Origin of the sequence: Stenotrophomonas maltophilia R551-3, from assembly GCF_000020665.1 — a bacterium.
GTDB classification, from domain to species: domain Bacteria; phylum Pseudomonadota; class Gammaproteobacteria; order Xanthomonadales; family Xanthomonadaceae; genus Stenotrophomonas; species Stenotrophomonas maltophilia_L.
In genome coordinates, this window is sequence record NC_011071.1 from 701646 (window position 1) to 717069 (window position 15424).

Annotated in this window: 13 protein-coding genes, 1 other RNA gene and 1 pseudogene; 13 read left to right on the forward strand and 2 right to left on the reverse strand. The window is 67.4% G+C overall.

What is annotated here, in order from left to right; translation table 11 throughout:
- Window positions 1–9 precede the first annotated feature (9 nt).
- An RNA gene (gene rnpB / locus SMAL_RS20645) (RNase P RNA component class A) lies at window positions 10–361 on the forward strand.
- 123 nt (window positions 362–484) lie between these two features.
- Here rnpB and SMAL_RS03020 read toward each other — a convergent pair.
- Together SMAL_RS03020 and SMAL_RS03025 are read right to left on the reverse strand one after the other, a co-directional pair.
- The gene (locus SMAL_RS03020) at window positions 485–964 is read right to left on the reverse strand and encodes a DM13 domain-containing protein (RefSeq protein WP_012510044.1); all 480 of its coding nucleotides are present in this window, start codon (window positions 962–964) and stop codon (window positions 485–487) included.
- Window positions 965–1322: 358 nt separating this feature from the next.
- Entirely contained in the window at window positions 1323–2075 is a 753-nt protein-coding gene (locus SMAL_RS03025) for an NRDE family protein (protein ID WP_012510045.1), read from the reverse strand.
- A gap of 323 nt (window positions 2076–2398) precedes the next feature.
- Here SMAL_RS03025 and mraZ point away from each other — a divergent pair, with 323 nt between their 5' ends.
- The 12 genes and pseudogenes from mraZ to SMAL_RS03085 form a co-directional block, all read left to right on the forward strand.
- Window positions 2399–2845 carry a division/cell wall cluster transcriptional repressor MraZ gene (gene mraZ, locus SMAL_RS03030; protein ID WP_004143635.1) on the forward strand — a complete coding sequence of 149 codons (447 nt, stop codon included), beginning with the start codon at window positions 2399–2401 and terminating at the stop codon, window positions 2843–2845.
- Window positions 2846–2859: 14 nt separating this feature from the next.
- Window positions 2860–3828 (forward strand): 16S rRNA (cytosine(1402)-N(4))-methyltransferase RsmH, encoded by a 969-nt coding sequence (gene rsmH / locus SMAL_RS03035; protein WP_012510046.1) that lies wholly within the window; start codon window positions 2860–2862, stop codon window positions 3826–3828.
- The gene (gene ftsL / locus SMAL_RS03040) at window positions 3825–4088 is read left to right on the forward strand and encodes a cell division protein FtsL (RefSeq protein ID WP_005412242.1); all 264 of its coding nucleotides are present in this window, start codon (window positions 3825–3827) and stop codon (window positions 4086–4088) included. Before rsmH ends, ftsL begins: the two co-directional genes overlap by 4 nt.
- On the forward strand, window positions 4085–5929 hold the full coding sequence (locus SMAL_RS03045) for a peptidoglycan D,D-transpeptidase FtsI family protein (RefSeq protein ID WP_004143647.1): 1845 nt from the start codon (window positions 4085–4087) through the stop codon (window positions 5927–5929). The genes ftsL and SMAL_RS03045 overlap by 4 nt, the downstream gene beginning before the upstream one ends.
- A complete protein-coding gene (locus tag SMAL_RS03050; RefSeq protein WP_012510047.1) occupies window positions 5926–7434 on the forward strand; it encodes a UDP-N-acetylmuramoyl-L-alanyl-D-glutamate--2,6-diaminopimelate ligase in 1509 nt (502 codons plus the stop codon). The genes SMAL_RS03045 and SMAL_RS03050 overlap by 4 nt, the downstream gene beginning before the upstream one ends.
- The gene (locus SMAL_RS03055; RefSeq protein ID WP_004143653.1) at window positions 7431–8825 is read left to right on the forward strand and encodes a UDP-N-acetylmuramoyl-tripeptide--D-alanyl-D-alanine ligase; all 1395 of its coding nucleotides are present in this window, start codon (window positions 7431–7433) and stop codon (window positions 8823–8825) included. The genes SMAL_RS03050 and SMAL_RS03055 overlap by 4 nt, the downstream gene beginning before the upstream one ends.
- Window positions 8815–9900: a phospho-N-acetylmuramoyl-pentapeptide-transferase gene (gene mraY, locus SMAL_RS03060; protein ID WP_004143659.1), complete on the forward strand. Its 1086-nt coding sequence runs from the start codon at window positions 8815–8817 to the stop codon at window positions 9898–9900. The genes SMAL_RS03055 and mraY overlap by 11 nt, the downstream gene beginning before the upstream one ends.
- 1 nt (window position 9901) lies before the next feature.
- Window positions 9902–11227 (forward strand): putative lipid II flippase FtsW, encoded by a 1326-nt coding sequence (gene ftsW, locus SMAL_RS03065; RefSeq protein ID WP_004143661.1) that lies wholly within the window; start codon window positions 9902–9904, stop codon window positions 11225–11227.
- The gene (gene murG / locus SMAL_RS03070) at window positions 11224–12312 is read left to right on the forward strand and encodes an undecaprenyldiphospho-muramoylpentapeptide beta-N-acetylglucosaminyltransferase (protein WP_004143663.1); all 1089 of its coding nucleotides are present in this window, start codon (window positions 11224–11226) and stop codon (window positions 12310–12312) included. The genes ftsW and murG overlap by 4 nt, the downstream gene beginning before the upstream one ends.
- A 40-nt stretch (window positions 12313–12352) precedes the next feature.
- Window positions 12353–13789, forward strand: coding sequence for a UDP-N-acetylmuramate--L-alanine ligase (gene murC, locus SMAL_RS03075; protein ID WP_012510048.1), 1437 nt, complete (start codon window positions 12353–12355; stop codon window positions 13787–13789).
- Window positions 13786–14748, forward strand: coding sequence for a D-alanine--D-alanine ligase (locus SMAL_RS03080; protein WP_012510049.1), 963 nt, complete (start codon window positions 13786–13788; stop codon window positions 14746–14748). The genes murC and SMAL_RS03080 overlap by 4 nt, the downstream gene beginning before the upstream one ends.
- Window positions 14745–15422, forward strand: a pseudogene (locus tag SMAL_RS03085) (cell division protein FtsQ/DivIB); the annotation flags it as partial. The gene SMAL_RS03080 and the pseudogene SMAL_RS03085, both read left to right, overlap by 4 nt.
- Window positions 15423–15424: the final 2 nt, after the last annotated feature.

Consider the following 15424-nt stretch of genomic DNA (forward strand, 5'->3'; position numbering starts at 1 on the left):
CGCGCTGGCGGAGCCGGCCAGACAGTCGCGTCATCCCTTCGGGGGTGCCGAGGAAAGTCCGGGCTCCATAGGGCAAGGTGCCAGGTAACGCCTGGGCGGCGCAAGCCGACGGAAAGTGCAACAGAAAGATACCGCCTACGTCTTCTTCGGAAGGCCGGTAAGGGTGAAATGGTGCGGTAAGAGCGCACCGCGAGTCTGGCAACAGACCGGCACGGCAAACCCCACCTGGAGCAAGACCAAATAGGGATCCTTTGGCGCGGCCCGCGTTGGATCCGGGTAGGTTGCTTGAGCGTTGCGGTGACGTAACGCCTAGAGGAATGACTGTCCACGACAGAACCCGGCTTATCGGCCGGCTCCGCCTCCTTCTTCCATATGCGTGAACCGCGCATCGGTAGTGCCGGCCGCTGGTCGGCAGCGTCACGATGCCTGCAGGGCGGACAGAGTGCCGGCCAGCGGCCGGCACTACCTCGACGCCGCGTGTTCCTCAACCCGGCGTGCGGTACTGCCCGGCGGAGATGAACTGCGAGAAGCGCTCGCACCACACCACGACCGTGGTGTAGTCGTCCACGTTGACGTCATCGGGTACATCGACCAGGAAGCGGTTGAAGGTCTTCACCTCGCCGATGCGCCGGGCCTGTGCCTTGATCTTCAGGAAGTCGGCCTTGTTGTCGACGAAGTCGCGGACCAGGTACACCTTGTAATCCGGGCCCGGCCCCATCTTGCCGTCGAAGGCGACCTGGCGCGGGCTGACGCTGACTTTGCCTTCCGCCCAATGCACTGCATCGCTGCCCTTGAGGTCGCGGCGAAAGGTGGTGCGGTAGGGGGCATCAGTCATGGCGGCCTGCACCTGTGCGACCGGCGGGTCATCGGGGGCAATCAGGATCGGCAGGAAGTACACGCCCAAGCCGAAGCCAAGGCCGAGGGTGAGCAGGTGGGTGACGATCAGGATGAGGATGCGGCGCATGGGGCCTCCATGGGGGTTGCGGTCGATCGCGCGGCGGGGTGCCGGGCGCCACCACCCTGGGAGGTCAGGGGCGACATTTATAGACACAGTGCCGATTGCGAAAAGGGCACAGTGGGCGGACTGCGACGCCGGAGCCCCTGTGGCGTGGGCGGATCGCGGTCGCGGTTGGAAGCTGAATGACGTTTCGAGCCCGTTGCGATGACGACTGCCGTCGCGTGGATCGCGACAACGCGATGCCCGGTAGTGCCGGCCGCCGGCCGGCAGCTTCATGGCGCATCCAAAGATCCAGAGGTTGCCGGCCAGCGGCCGGCACTACCCTGCTGGAAAGGAATTCCCGCCAGCGGCCGGCACGACCCGGTCAGAAAATGACGTGACTCTGTCCGTTGGCTGCGCCCTGTGGGCCGAAGCGGCGCTCGTGGATCTCGCCATGGCCGTCGGCGTCGATCAGCAGTACGGTGCTGGCACGGGTGCCGTAGTCGTCGCCGCGGATGAAGGCCGGGCTCAGCCAGCGCTCGCGTTCCAGGCCGATGCCGGTGTCGGGCAGGTCGCTGTCGGCAGGGCGGTGTTCGTCGGCCAGCGCGGCCCAGAGCGGGGCCAGCTCGTCGTCGCCGGACTGCAGCCACGCCGACAGCGCGGCCATCAGCCGCCGGGTCTTCGGCCAGGGCGCGTCCAGCGCACCGTTGGACATGCCATGCACGCCCGGGCCCAGGCTCTGCCGCTCGGCGGGGTGGTTGCCCAGGAACTCCAGGCTGTGGCCGTCGGCCAGCAACAGGTTGAACGGCGCGTAGGCGCCGGCCACCGTTCCCAATCGGTCGATATGCACGGCGGCCGGGTCGCGGCCGCGCAGGAAGTCGGCCACCAGCGCGCCCCGTGAAGGACCGGTCTGGGCGGCCAGCGGATCACGCACATTGGTGACCACCGCCATCCGGCCCGAGGCGCCGACGCCGGCCCAGCCGCCGCCGGAGCGCAGGTCGCGTCCGCCGATGACGGAGGTCTCATCTTGCCAGGCGGCCAGCGCCGCCGTGGGACGGGCGTGGAACTCATCACGGTTGCCGGTCATCACCAGCCGCCAGCGCGGGTGGTGCATCCAGCCGAGAGCGAGCAGGCACATGGCCTCATTGTGCACGGTTTGCGCAGTCTGGCGCCGCTTCCGACCCGTTTTGGATGAATGCGCGGCCGATGTTTCACGCGCCGTCCACAGCCCTGAACTTCCGTTCAATCTCAAAAAATGAGACGGATCAGCAACTTGTGGATAAGCCTTGAACAATTCTCTAAAGGTTGTTGCAAGCCATTGATGCGGCTGGCGATTTCCCCGCTGAAAAGTTGTTGACAACCTTCGGCCCGCTGCTAAGGTGGGCATCAGAGGGAAATCCGGGTGTTTTGTGGGTTTTCGTGGTTCAATGTTTCACCGGGCGAAGGATAGGTGCACGCGTCGTGTTCCAGGGCGAGACGGCCATCACAGTTGACGATAAAGGGCGCATGGCGGTTCCCACCGCTTACCGCGACCTCGTCGCGCGCGCCAGCAACAACCGTCTCGTGCTGACCTACAACCCGTTCGAAGCCGGCTGCCTGTGGCTGTACGCAGAGTCGGAATGGGAGCGGGTCCGCGACGATGTGATGTCCAAGCCCAACACCCAGCGCGTCGTGCGCCTGTTGCAGCAGAAGCTGGTCGGTTCGGCCGCCCATCTCGAGCTGGACGGCAACGGTCGCATCAGCATCCCCGCCAGCCACCGCGGTGCGGTGGGCATTGAGAAGAAGGCGGTATTGCTCGGTATGGGCGACAAGTTCGAATTGTGGAGCGAGCAGGCGCATCGGGCCCTGATCCAGCAGACGTTGTCTGACGAGGATCTGGGTGATGGGTTGCTCGACCTGAAGTTGTGAGCCGGGGTGCCCGGATGCGCCCAGAAGCGCAGGCCGGTCACCTTCCGGTGTCGCAGTCGCCGGCGGTGCATCTGCCGGTCCTGTACACCCAGGTCCTTGAAGGCCTGAGGGTGATCGAAAACGGACGTTATCTGGATGGCACGTTCGGTCGTGGCGGTCATGCACGTGGCGTGCTCACCCAGCTCGGTCCCGAGGGGCGCCTGCTGGTCATGGACAAGGATCCGGAAGCCATCGCCGTTGCCGAGCGCGATTTCGCGCCGGACCCGCGCGTGTCCATCTTCCGTGGCAGCTTCGCACAGCTGCTGCAGTGGGATGCGACGGCCGAAGGCCTGGACGGCGTGCTGTTCGACCTGGGCGTGTCGTCGCCGCAGCTGGACGTGGCCGAACGTGGCTTCAGCTTCGGCAAGGACGGCCCGCTGGACATGCGCATGGACCCGGACAGCGGTGAAAGTGCAGCGCAGTGGATCAACCGCGTCGAAGACCGCGAGATTGCCGACGTGCTGTGGACCTACGGCGAAGAGCGCCAGAGCCGCCGTATCGCCCGTGCCATCGTCGCCCGCCGCGAGAAGCAGCCGTTCTCCCGTACCGCCGAACTGGCCGAGTTGATCGCCTCGGTGATGCCGCGCGGAAAAGACAAGATCCACCCGGCCACGCGCAGCTTCCAGGCCATCCGCATCCACATCAACCGCGAGCTGGCCGACCTGGAAGCCGGGCTTGATGCGGCCGTGGAACGGCTCAAGCCCGGCGGCCGCCTGGCGATCATCAGCTTCCACTCGCTGGAAGACCGCATCGTCAAGCAGTACATGAACCGCCTGGCCAAGGCGCCGCCGGCCAACCGCCGCCTGCCCGAGGCGGAGGTGTTCGTACCGACGCTGGATCTGATCGGCGGTGCCATCAAGGCCACCGACGAAGAACTGGCGGCCAACCCGCGTGCCCGCAGCGCCGTGCTGCGCGTGGCCCAGAAGCGGGAGGCCGATGCATGAGCCGGCTGCTGCTGATCATCCTGTTGGCCTCGACCGTGGCCTCGGCGATCGGCGTCGTGTTCGTGCGTCACCGTCACCGGCAGACGTTCATCGAGCTGTCGCGCGCCGAGCGCAAGCGCGATGACATCAATCTGGAATTCGGTCGTCTGCAGCTGGAACAGGCAACGCTGGCCGAAGCCAACCGTGTGGATCGCATCGCCCGCGAGAAGCTCGGCATGAAGTTCCCCGAGGCCGCCGACATCGTGGTGGTGCGCCCATGAGCAAGACCGGCCGCAACCGCCCGCGCAACGCCTTCAACCTGCGCCAGCGCCTGCGCTGGGTGGCGTTGGCGCTCGGCCTGTGTTCGGTGTCGCTGGTGGGCCGTGCGGCCTACGTGCAGATCATCAACAGCGATTTCTACCAGCGCCAGGGCGAGGCCCGCTACCTGCGCGAGCTGCCGATCAAGACCTCGCGCGGCATGATCACCGACCGCAACGGCGAGCCGTTGGCGGTATCGACCCCGGTCGCCTCGATCTGGGTCAATCCGCAGGACCTGCTGCGTTCGCCCGAGCGCATCCCTGAGCTGGCCCAGGCAGTCGGCATGTCGGTGGACGAGCTGAGCAGCCGCCTGTCGCAGAAGTCGGACAAGGAATTCATGTACCTGCGTCGCCGGATCAATCCGGACGAGGCAGAGAAGGTGGTCGCGCTGAAGATTCCAGGCGTGGCCGCGCAGCGCGAGTTCCGTCGCTTCTACCCGCAGGGTGAGGCGATGGCGCACGTGCTGGGTTTCACCAACATCGACGACCGCGGCCAGGAAGGCCTGGAGTTGGCATTCGACGAATGGCTGCGTGGCAAGGCCGGCGCCAAGCGGGTGATCCGCAACCGCAAGGGCGAGACCGTCGAGAGCGATCTGCTGCGCGCCGCCGAACCGGGCAAGGACCTGACCCTCAGCATCGACCGCCGCATCCAGTACCTGGCGTTCAAGGAACTGCGCAACGCGCTGGTGGCCAACAAGGCGGCCGGCGGTTCGATGGTGATCATGGACGTGACCACCGGCGAGATCCTGGCCATGGTCAACCTGCCGACCTACAACCCGAATTCGGTGGGTGGCGCGGCCCCGGATACCCGCCGCAACCGCGCGGTGACCGACCTGGTCGAGCCGGGTTCGACGATGAAGCCGCTGACCATCGCCACCGCGCTGCAGGCCGGTGCGGTGACCAAGGACACCGTCATCGACACCAATCCGGGCTACATGCAGGTGGCCCGCTTCACCATCCGCGACGTGCCGCGCAACAACGGCGTGCTGAACGTGACCGGTGTGATCACCCGCAGTTCCAACATCGGTGCGGCCAAGGTGGCGGCGAAGATGCCGGACCAGGTGTTCTACGACGGCGTGCGCCGCTTCGGCTACGGCTCGGTGCCGCACAGCGGTTTCCCGGGTGAATCCGGTGGTGTGGTGCGACGCCCTGCGAACTGGGACGGTGCCACCAAGACCACCATGTCCTACGGCTATGGCCTGAACGTGACGCCGCTGCAGATCGCCACCGCCTATTCGGCGTTGGCCAACGGCGGCAAGCTGATCGCGCCGACCTTCGTCAAAGGCCAGCGCAACGAGGCGCATCAGATCATCGATGAGAGCGTCGCCAGGCAGGTTGTGGCGATGATGGAAACGGTGGTCACCCAGGGTGGTGCCAAGCAGGCAGCGGTGCTGGGCTACCGCGTGGCCGGCAAGACCGGTACCGCGCGCAAGACCGGTCCTGGCGGTTACGAGCGCGGCCACTACAACGCGCTGTTTGCCGGCGTGGTGCCGGCCACCAACCCGCGTTTTGCCACCGTCATCGTCATCAACGACCCGCAGGCCGGCAAGTTCTACGGTGGCCTGGTATCGGCGCCGGTCTACCACAACGTGATGGAAGGCACCCTGCGCCTGATGGACGTGCCGCTGGACGACCTGCAGTCGTGGCTGGCCGCACAGCAGTCCGGCAAGGTCGGCCATTCGGCCTCGATCCTGCCGGCGCCACCGGCCGAGGCCGCGCTGCCGGTCGATGCCGCCGCTGAATTCGATGCTGCGCTGCCCAGCGCGCATGCCCAGACGCCGCCCGCTACGGGAGGCACGCAATGAGTCCTTCGATGTTGCTTTCGCAGTTGCTTCCGGACGTTGCTCTTGCAGGGCACGACCCCGTTCTGACCGGCCTGGTGCTGGACAGCCGCGCCGTGCGCCCCGGCAATGCCTTCGTCGCCATCGCCGGTTTCGGCGCGCATGGCCTGGGCTTTGTCGAGCAGGCCCGTGCGGCGGGCGCCGGCGCCATCCTGTTCGAACCGCCGGCACCGGCCGAGCTGCCGGCACCGGTTGATGCAATCGCCGTGCCGGGCCTGCGCGCGCGCATGGGTGCGATGGCCGACCAGTTCCATGGCGCACCGTCGCGGGCGATGGCGATGGTCGGCGTGACCGGCACCAACGGCAAGACCTCCACCGTGCAGCTGCTGGCCCAGGCCTGGCACCTGCTCGGAACGCCCAGTGGCAGTATCGGCACGTTGGGCGCCGGACTTTATGGTGCGGTTGAACCGACCGGTTTCACCACGCCGCTGGTGCTGCAGATGCATGCGCTGCTGGCGCAGCTGCGTGACGCCGGCGCGCGCGCGGTGGCGATGGAAGTCAGCTCGCATGCGCTGGACCAGGGCCGCGTGGATGCGGTGCACTACGACGTGGCGGTGTTCACCAACCTCACCCGCGATCACCTGGACTACCACGGCGACATGGCCAGCTACGGCGCGGCCAAGGCGCGGTTGTTCCATCGTCCGGGCCTGAAGGCCGCTGTGATCAATCTTGACGACGCATTCGGTCGCCAGCTGTTCGCCGGCCTGCCGGCGGGCGTGCAGCCGATCGGCCTGAGCTCGCGCGGTGCCACCGATGCCATCGTGCGCGCCGAGGCGCTGCAACTGGACGGCCGTGGCATTGCCTTCGAACTGGCCATCGACGGCCAGCGCGCGGCGGTGCAGTCGCCTTTGCTGGGCCGCTTCAATGTGGACAACCTGCTGGCCGTGGCCGGTACCCTGCATGCGCAGGGCCAGCCGCTGGCGCGCATTGCCGAGGTGCTGTCGGCGCTGCAGCCGATCCGCGGCCGCATGAACCGCCTCGGTGGCGAGGATGGCCTGCCGACCGTGGTGGTGGATTACGCCCACACCCCGGACGCACTGGAACAGGCGCTGGACAGCCTGCATGGCCACCTGCAGGGCACGCTGTTCTGCGTGTTCGGCTGCGGTGGCGAGCGTGATACCGGCAAGCGCCCGCAGATGGCCGCGATCGCCGAGCGCCTGGCCAACCAGGTCATCGTTACCGACGACAATCCGCGTGGCGAAGATGGCGACGTGATCGTGGCCGACATCCTGGCCGGATTTACCGATGCCTCCGCCGTGACCGTGCAGCGCAGCCGCGCGCGTGCGATCGGCCTGGCGGTGAAGCGCGCCAATGCAGGCGACATCATCCTGATTGCCGGCAAGGGCCACGAGCCGTACCAGGAAGTGAATGGCGTGCGCCATGACTTCGATGACACCGAAGTGGCTGCGGCTGCACTGGCGGCCAAGGCCGGTGTGCTGGCGGCCCAGGCCGGGGAGGGCATCGCATGAAGCGCACCCTGCTTTCGCTGATCGCACACTGGGCCGGCGGCGAGATCCACGGCGATGACGTCGCCATCGATGCGGTCAGCAATGACACCCGCAATCTCGGCCCGGGCAGCCTGTATGTGGCGCTGCGCGGCGAGCGTTTCGATGGCCATGACTTTGCCGCCGACGCGCAGGCGCGCGGTGCCAGCGCGCTGCTGGTCGAGCGCCTGCTGCCGATCGAACTGCCGCAGGTGCTGGTGGCCGACAGCGAACTGGCGCTGGCGAAGATCGCCACCGGCATGCAGCGTGACCGTGATACCGAGGTGTTCGCGATCACCGGCAGCAACGGCAAGACCAGCGTGAAGAGCCTGCTGCTGTCGATCCTGCAGCAGGTGGCCCGTCATGCGCACAAGGTGGTCTACGCCAACCCGGGCAACCGCAACAACGAGATCGGCCTGCCGCTGGCGGTGATCGATGCCCCGGAAGATGCCGACTACGCTGTCTACGAGATGGGCGCGGGCAAGCCGGGTGACATCGCCTACCTGACCGATATCGCCCGCCCGCGTTATGCGCTGGTCAACAACATCGCCCCGGCACACCTGGAGCGGATGGGCAGCCTGCTCGGCGTCGCCGTCACCAAGGGCGCGATCTATGCCGCGCTGCCCGCCGATGGTGTAGCCGTGATCAACGTCGACGATGCCTACGGCCGCTGGTTCGAACAGCATTTCGTCGGCACCCCGGCGCGCTGCCGCGTACTGCGCTATGGGCTGGAGCACACCGCCGATGTCACCGCGCGTGATATCCGCGCCGGTGCGCAGGGCAGCCAGTTCACCCTGGTGTCGCCGATGGGCGAAGCCCGCGTGGTGCTGGGTCTGCCGGGCCGCCACAACGTCAGCAACGCGCTGGCCGCGGCCAGCCTGGCACTGGCCGCCGGTATCGAGCTGGCGCTGGTCGCAGCCGGCCTGGCCGATGCGCAGCCGGTGCCGGGCCGTCAGATCGCGCATCAGCTGCACAACGGTGCGGTGCTGGTGGACGACAGCTACAACGCCAACCCGGGTTCGCTGGCTGCGGCCATCGATGCCCTGGCGGCGGCTCCGGAAGAAGGCTGGCTGGTGCTTGGCGACATGCGCGAGCTGGGCCCGGATGCCGAAGCGCTGCATGCGCAGGCCGGCCTGCGCGCCCGCGCGGCTGGCCTGAAGCGCCTGTATGCGCTGGGTCCGCTCAGCGCCGCTGCCGCCACCGCCTTCGGCGAAGGCGGCCGTCATTTCGCCACCCATGACGCGCTGTCGCAGGCGCTGAAGGACGAGCTGCACGCTGGCGTGCGCTGCCTGGTCAAGGGTTCCCGTGGCAGCGCCATGGACACGATTGTCAAAGCGCTGCTGGCGCAAGGAGAGGAATCCCCGCATGTTGTATGAACTGGCTCGATGGTTGCAGCAGTTGGAGAGCCTGTTCGGGCTGTTCAACTACCAGACGTTCCGCGCCATCCTTGCCGCGTTGACGGCCCTGTTCCTGTCGCTGTGGCTCGGCCCGGCGATGATCCGCAAGCTTGCCCAGTTCAAGGGCGGCCAGCCGATCCGCAAGGACGGTCCGCAGACCCATTTCTCCAAGGCCGGTACGCCGACCATGGGCGGTTCGCTGATCCTGCTCACCATCACCCTGTCGGTGCTGATGTGGGCCGACCTGCGTAACCGCTACGTGTGGCTGGTGCTGGCGGTCATGCTGTGCTTCGGCGCCATCGGCTGGTACGACGACTGGATCAAGATCGTCCGCCGCGACCCGAACGGCCTGAAGTCGCGCTGGAAGTACCTGCTGCAGTCGATCTTCGGCCTGGCCGCTGGTCTGTTCCTGTTCTATACGGCCGATGTGCCGGCGGCGCTGACCTTCTATATCCCGATGTTCAAGTCGGTGGCGCTGCCGCTGGCCGGCATCGGCTTCGTGACCATCGCCTACTTCTGGATCGTCGGCTTCTCCAACGCGGTGAACCTGACCGACGGCCTGGACGGCCTGGCGATCATGCCGACGGTGCTGGTGGCCTGCGCGCTGGGCGTGTTCGCCTATGCCTCGGGCAACGTGGTGTTCGCCAACTACCTGCAGATCCCGCAGATCCCGGGCGCCGGTGAGCTGGTCATCATCTGCGCGGCCATCGCTGGCGCAGGCCTGGGCTTCCTGTGGTTCAACACCTATCCGGCGATGGTGTTCATGGGCGACATCGGCGCACTGGCGCTGGGTGCGGTGCTGGGCACGATCGCGGTGATCACCCGCCAGGAGCTGGTGCTGGTGATCATGGGCGGCGTGTTCGTCATCGAAACGCTGTCGGTGATGATCCAGGTCGCCTCGTTCAAGCTGACCGGCAAGCGCGTGTTCCGCATGGCGCCGATCCATCACCACTTCGAACTGAAGGGCTGGCCCGAGCCGCGCGTGATCGTGCGCTTCTGGATCATCTCCGTCGTGCTCGTGCTGATCGGCCTGGCCACGTTGAAGGTGCGCTGAGATGAACGACCTGTCCCGCCAGGCAACACGCCTTGAAGCCATCGAAGGCAGCTACGACAAGTGGCTGCTGGGCGCGATCATCGCGCTCACGGGCATCGGCGTGGTGATGGTGGCGTCCAGCTCGATCGCCCTGATGAGCAGCCCGTTCTACTACCTCAACCGCCACCTGATCTTCCTGGCGGTAGGCATCGTGCTGGCGGTCGTTGCCGCCCGCACCGAGCTGAAGTCCATCGAGCAGTACAACCAGATGCTGCTGCTGGGCTGCTTCGTGCTGCTGCTGGCGGTGTTCGCGCCGGGCCTGGGCAGCACCGTCAACGGCGCGCGCCGCTGGATCAACCTGGGCATCTCCAAGTTCCAGACGGTCGAAGCGGTGAAGGTGCTCTACATCGTCTGGCTGTCCAGCTACCTGGTGCGCTTCCGCGACGAGGTCAACGCGACCTGGCCGGCGATGCTCAAGCCGCTGGGCGTGGCCGGTGCGCTGGTGCTGTTGCTGCTGCTGCAGCCGGACTTCGGTTCGTCCACCCTGCTGCTGGCGATCACCGCCGGCATGCTGGTGCTGGGCGGGGTGAACATGCCGCGCATGTCGATGCCGGTGATCATCGGCCTGGTCGGCATGAGCGCGCTGGCGATCATCGAGCCGTACCGCATGCGCCGCATCACCTCCTTCCTCGACCCGTGGGCCGACCAGCAGGGCGACGGCTACCAGCTGTCCAACGCGCTGATGGCCGTGGGCCGCGGCGAGTGGACCGGCGTTGGCCTGGGCAACTCGGTGCAGAAGCTGTACTACCTGCCGGAAGCACATACCGACTTCATCTTCTCGGTCACCGCCGAGGAGTTCGGCTTCCTTGGCACCTGCGTGATCGTGGCCCTGTACGCGCTGCTGGTCGGCCGCACCTTCTGGCTGGGCATGCGCTGCGTGGAAATGAAGCGTCACTTCTCCGGCTACATTGCCTTCGGCATCGGCCTGTGGATCAGCATGCAGACCTTCGTCTCGATCGGCGTGAACCTGGGCATCCTGCCGACCAAGGGCCTGACCCTGCCGCTGATCTCCTCCGGCGGTTCGTCGGTGCTGATGACCTGCGTGGCGATGGGCCTGCTGCTGCGCGTGTCCTATGAACTCAAGCGTGCCGAGCGTCGCCAGGCCGTGCGTATCGGTGGTGGCGACGAGGCCGTGGCCGATGCGCCCGTGGACGCGCCGGCCGCACCGGCTGCGGCCAGCGTGCCGATGAGCGCCGAACCGGTGGCCGCCGCTGCCGGGCCGGCCGCCGCACGTGGCACCAGCCGCCTGCAGTCGCGCATCGAACCGACCTTCGGGAGGCTGTCATGAGCGCAGCCACCCATAGCGTGCGCCCGGTGATGATCCTGGCCGGTGGCACCGGCGGTCACATCTTCCCCGGCCTGGCCGTGGCCCGCGTGCTGCGCGAGCGTGGCGTGCCGGTCACCTGGATGGGCGCCGATGGTGCGATGGAAACCCGTCTGGTGCCGCAGCACGACATTCCGATCGACACCCTGGCCATCACCGGCCTGCGCGGCAAGGGCAAGCTGGCCCTGCTCGGTGCACCGTGGCGGTTGATGCGCGCGCTGCGCGCCGCCGGCATGATCATCCGCAAGCGCCAGCCGCGCGCGGTGATTGCCTTCGGTGGCTTTGCCTCCGGTCCGGGCGGCATGGCCACGCGCCTGCACGGGCTGCCGTTGATCGTGCATGAGCAGAACCGTGCGCCGGGCCTGACCAACCGCATCCTGTCGCGTTATGCGCGCCGCCTGTTGACCGGTTTCCCGGGCACCTTCGCCAAGCGCGAGGAGTTCATCGGCAACCCGGTGCGTGCCGAAATCGCCGCCATCGCACCGCCGGAACAGCGCTTCGCCGACCGCCAGGGTCCGCTGCGCGTGCTGGTGGTCGGTGGCAGCCAGGGCGCGCGTGCGCTCAACACCGGCGTGCCGCAGGCCATCGCTGCGCTGGGTGCCACGGTGCCGGTGCAGGTACGCCACCAGAGTGGCGAAAAAATGCATGCCGAAGCGGTCGAGGCATATGCCAAGGCCGGCGTGCAGGCTGAAATCACGCCGTTCATCGCCGACATGGCCGAGGCCTTTGCCTGGGCCGATCTGGTGGTGTGCCGTGCCGGCGCTTCCACTCTGGCCGAGCTGTGCGCGGTCGGTGTCGGCAGCGTGCTGGTGCCATTCCCGGCCGCCGTCGACGATCACCAGACCCGCAACGCGGAGTACCTGGTCGAGCGCGGCGCGGCGGTTTTGCTGAAGCAGGACGGAACGCTGGCTGACGGCATTGCCGCACTGCTGCGCGATCTGTCCGAAAATCCCGCCCGCCGCATGCAGATGGCGCAAGCCGCGCGTGCCCTGGCCAAGGTCGATGCCGCCGAGCGCATCGCCGATATCATTCTCGAGGAAGCTGTATGAAGAAGGCATGCCACCGCGCCTGCCCTGCGCGAGGCCGCGCATGATCCGTCGCCTGCACGACACCAACGACCTGGTGCGCGCGTTCCCGCGCGTGCATTTCGTCGGCATCGGCGGCACCGGCATGAGCGGTATCGCTGAAGTGATGCTGACGCTGGGCTATGAAGTGTCCGGCTCGGACAACGCCGACAACGTGGCGACCCGCCGCCTGGCCAGCCTGGGTGCGCGCATCATGCGCGGCCATTCCGCTGCCAACGTGCTGGGCACCGACTGCGTGGTGGTCTCCAGTGCCATCCGCGAAGACAACCCGGAACTGATGGAAGCGCGCAGCCAGCGCATTCCGATCATGCCGCGTGCGGCGATGCTGGCCGAGCTGATGCGCTTCCGCCGCGGCATCGCGGTGGCCGGTACCCATGGCAAGACCACCACCACCAGCCTCACCGCTGCGGTGCTGAGCGAAGGTGGGCTGGACCCGACCTTCGTGATCGGTGGCCAGCTGCTGGCCGCCGGTGCCAACGCCAAGCTGGGTGGTGGCCAGTGGCTGGTGGCCGAGGCCGACGAAAGCGATGGCAGCTTCCTGCGCCTGAATCCGCTGATGTCGATCATCACCAACATTGATGCGGATCATCTGGAAAACTACGGCAACGACTTCGCCCGCGTGCAGGCGGCGTTCGCCGAGTTCCTGCAGCGCCTGCCGTTCTACGGCCTGGCGGTGCTGTGCATCGATGATCCGGAAGTGGCGGCACTGGCCGCCAAGACCCCGCGCCACGTGATGAGCTACGGCATGAGCCCGCAGGCCGACGTACGCGCCGAGAACGTGGTGCAGGAAGGTTCGCGCATGCGCTTCACCCTGCGCCTGCCGCAGGGCACCAGCCAGGAAGTGGTGCTGGCGCTGCCGGGCAAGCACAACGTACTCAACGCGCTGGCCGCCGCTGCGGTGGGCTGGCAGCTGGGCGTGGCGCCGGACGCGATCGCGCGTGCGCTGGAAGGTTTCGCCGGTGTTGGCCGTCGCTTCAACGATCTGGGCGAAGTGACCACCGCCAGCGGTGCCAAGGTCCGCATCATCGACGACTACGGTCATCACCCGAGCGAGCTGGAGGCGGTGTTCGCCGCCGCCCGTGGTGGCTGGGCTGACAAGCGTCTGGTGGTGGCCTTCCAGCCGCACCGCTACAGCCGTACCCGCGACCAGTTCGACAAGTTCGCCGCGGTGCTGTCCAGCGTCGATGCACTGGTGCTGAGCGAGGTCTACCCGGCCGGCGAGGAACCGATTGCCGGTGCCGATTCGCATGCGCTGGCCCGCGCCATCCGCGCGCGCGGCCGCAGCGAACCGGTGGTGGTGGGCAAGGCCGCCGAGCTGGCCAGCGTGCTGCCGGACGTGCTGCAGGACGGTGACCTGCTGCTGATGATGGGCGCCGGCGACATCGGTGCCGTAGCCACCCATATCGCGGTGGAAGGCTTCAAGGGGGAGGGCGAGGCGTGAGCGCGCTGACCTTCCCGCCGCTGCGAGTGACCGACCCGGCCGTGTTCGGCCGCGTCGCCGTGCTGCTGGGCGGCAGCTCCAGCGAACGCGAGGTGTCGCTGGACTCCGGCCGCAACGTGCTCGAAGCCCTGCAGTCGCGTGGCGTCGATGCGTTCGCCGTGGACGGCATCCCGGCGCTGGCCAAGGCGCTCGCCGCCGGTGGCATCGATCGCGTGTTCAACATCCTGCACGGCCACAACGGTGGCGGTGAGGACGGCATCGTGCAGGGCCTGATGGACGCCTTCGGCGTGCCGTATACCGGCTCGAACGTGCTGGGTTCGGCGCTGAGCATGGACAAGATCCGCACCAAGCAGGTGTGGCTGTCGCTGGGCCTGCCGACCCCGCAGTACCGCAAGGTCACTGCCGAGGACGTGCACGCCAATGCCGCCGCGCTGGGCTTGCCGGTGGTGGTGAAGCCGGCCAACGAAGGCTCCAGCGTGGGCATCAGCCGGGTCACCGATGACGCCGGCCTGGACGAAGCGGTGGCCCTGGCCGCGCGCTACGACGGCCAGCTGCTGATGGAACAGATGGTGATCGGCGACGAACTGACCGTGGCCATCCTCGGCGATGTCGCGCTGCCGTCGATCCGCATCGTGCCCAAGGGCCAGTGGTACGACTACAACGCCAAGTACATCGCCGAAGACACCCAGTACCTGTGCCCGGGCCTGGACGGGGATGCCGAAGATGAAATCCGCCGCATTGCGCTGGCTGCATTCCGTGCTGCCGGCTGCCGTGGCTGGGGCCGCGTGGACGTGATGCGCGACCGCGACAGCGGCCGCTTCTTCCTGCTGGAAGTGAACACCGCGCCGGGCATGACCAGCCATTCGCTGGTGCCCAAGGCCGCACGCCAGGCCGGCATCGGTTTCGAGGAACTGGTGTGGCGCGTGCTGGAACAGACCCTGGAGGCATCGCACGCATGAACGCGCTGCTGCGCATCTTCGTCTGGCTGTTGGCCTTGTCGGTGGTTGCTCTGCCGGTGGTGGCCGTGGTCAATGGCTGGGTCGGCGCAGAGCGCTGGCCGCTGGCGAAGCTGCGCGTGCACGGTGAGTTCAAGCGGGTGCCGGCCGAGCAGTTGCAGCAGGTGCTGATGCCTTATGCGCGATCTGGTTTCTTCGCAGTCAAGCTGCAGGACGCGCAGGACGCGCTGGAAAAGCTGCCGTGGGTGGAAAGCGCGCGGGTGCGCAAGCAGTGGCCGGATGTGCTGGAAGTGACTCTGGTCGAGCACAAGCCGTTCGCGCGCTGGGGCAACGATCGCCTGGTTTCCGAGCAGGGCAAGCTGTTCCCCACGCCGAAGAAACTGGCCGACCTGGCGCTGCCCGAACTGGACGGCCCGGACAGCCAGACCGAAGAAGTGATGAAGCTGTACAGCGACTCGCGTGCATTGTTCGCACCGGCCGGCGTCGACGTGCGCCGGGTGACGATGGATGCGCGCGGCAGCTGGTCGCTGGTGCTCAGCAATGGCACCGAAGTGGTGGTCGGCCGCGATGACGCGCGCTCGCGCATGCAGCGCTTCGTCAAGGTGCTGCCGCAGCTCAATCGTCAGGACGCGCCGATCGAGCGCGCCGACCTCCGTTACACCAATGGTTTCACGCTGAG

Bases quoted from the DNA above. Each gene is read 5' to 3' on its own strand.
- SMAL_RS03020 (WP_012510044.1), bottom strand. From the start codon at position 964: ATGCGCCGCATCCTCATCCTGATCGTCACCCACCTGCTCACCCTCGGC.
- ftsW (WP_004143661.1), top strand. From the start codon at position 9,902: ATGAACGACCTGTCCCGCCAGGCAACACGCCTTGAAGCCATCGAAGGC.
- murC (WP_012510048.1), top strand. From the start codon at position 12,353: ATGATCCGTCGCCTGCACGACACCAACGACCTGGTGCGCGCGTTCCCG.
- rsmH (WP_012510046.1), top strand. From the start codon at position 2,860: ATGCGCCCAGAAGCGCAGGCCGGTCACCTTCCGGTGTCGCAGTCGCCG.
- SMAL_RS03050 (WP_012510047.1), top strand. From the start codon at position 5,926: ATGAGTCCTTCGATGTTGCTTTCGCAGTTGCTTCCGGACGTTGCTCTT.
- SMAL_RS03045 (WP_004143647.1), top strand. From the start codon at position 4,085: ATGAGCAAGACCGGCCGCAACCGCCCGCGCAACGCCTTCAACCTGCGC.
- ftsL (WP_005412242.1), top strand. From the start codon at position 3,825: ATGAGCCGGCTGCTGCTGATCATCCTGTTGGCCTCGACCGTGGCCTCG.
- SMAL_RS03025 (WP_012510045.1), bottom strand. From the start codon at position 2,075: ATGTGCCTGCTCGCTCTCGGCTGGATGCACCACCCGCGCTGGCGGCTG.
- murG (WP_004143663.1), top strand. From the start codon at position 11,224: ATGAGCGCAGCCACCCATAGCGTGCGCCCGGTGATGATCCTGGCCGGT.
- SMAL_RS03055 (WP_004143653.1), top strand. From the start codon at position 7,431: ATGAAGCGCACCCTGCTTTCGCTGATCGCACACTGGGCCGGCGGCGAG.
- mraY (WP_004143659.1), top strand. From the start codon at position 8,815: ATGTTGTATGAACTGGCTCGATGGTTGCAGCAGTTGGAGAGCCTGTTC.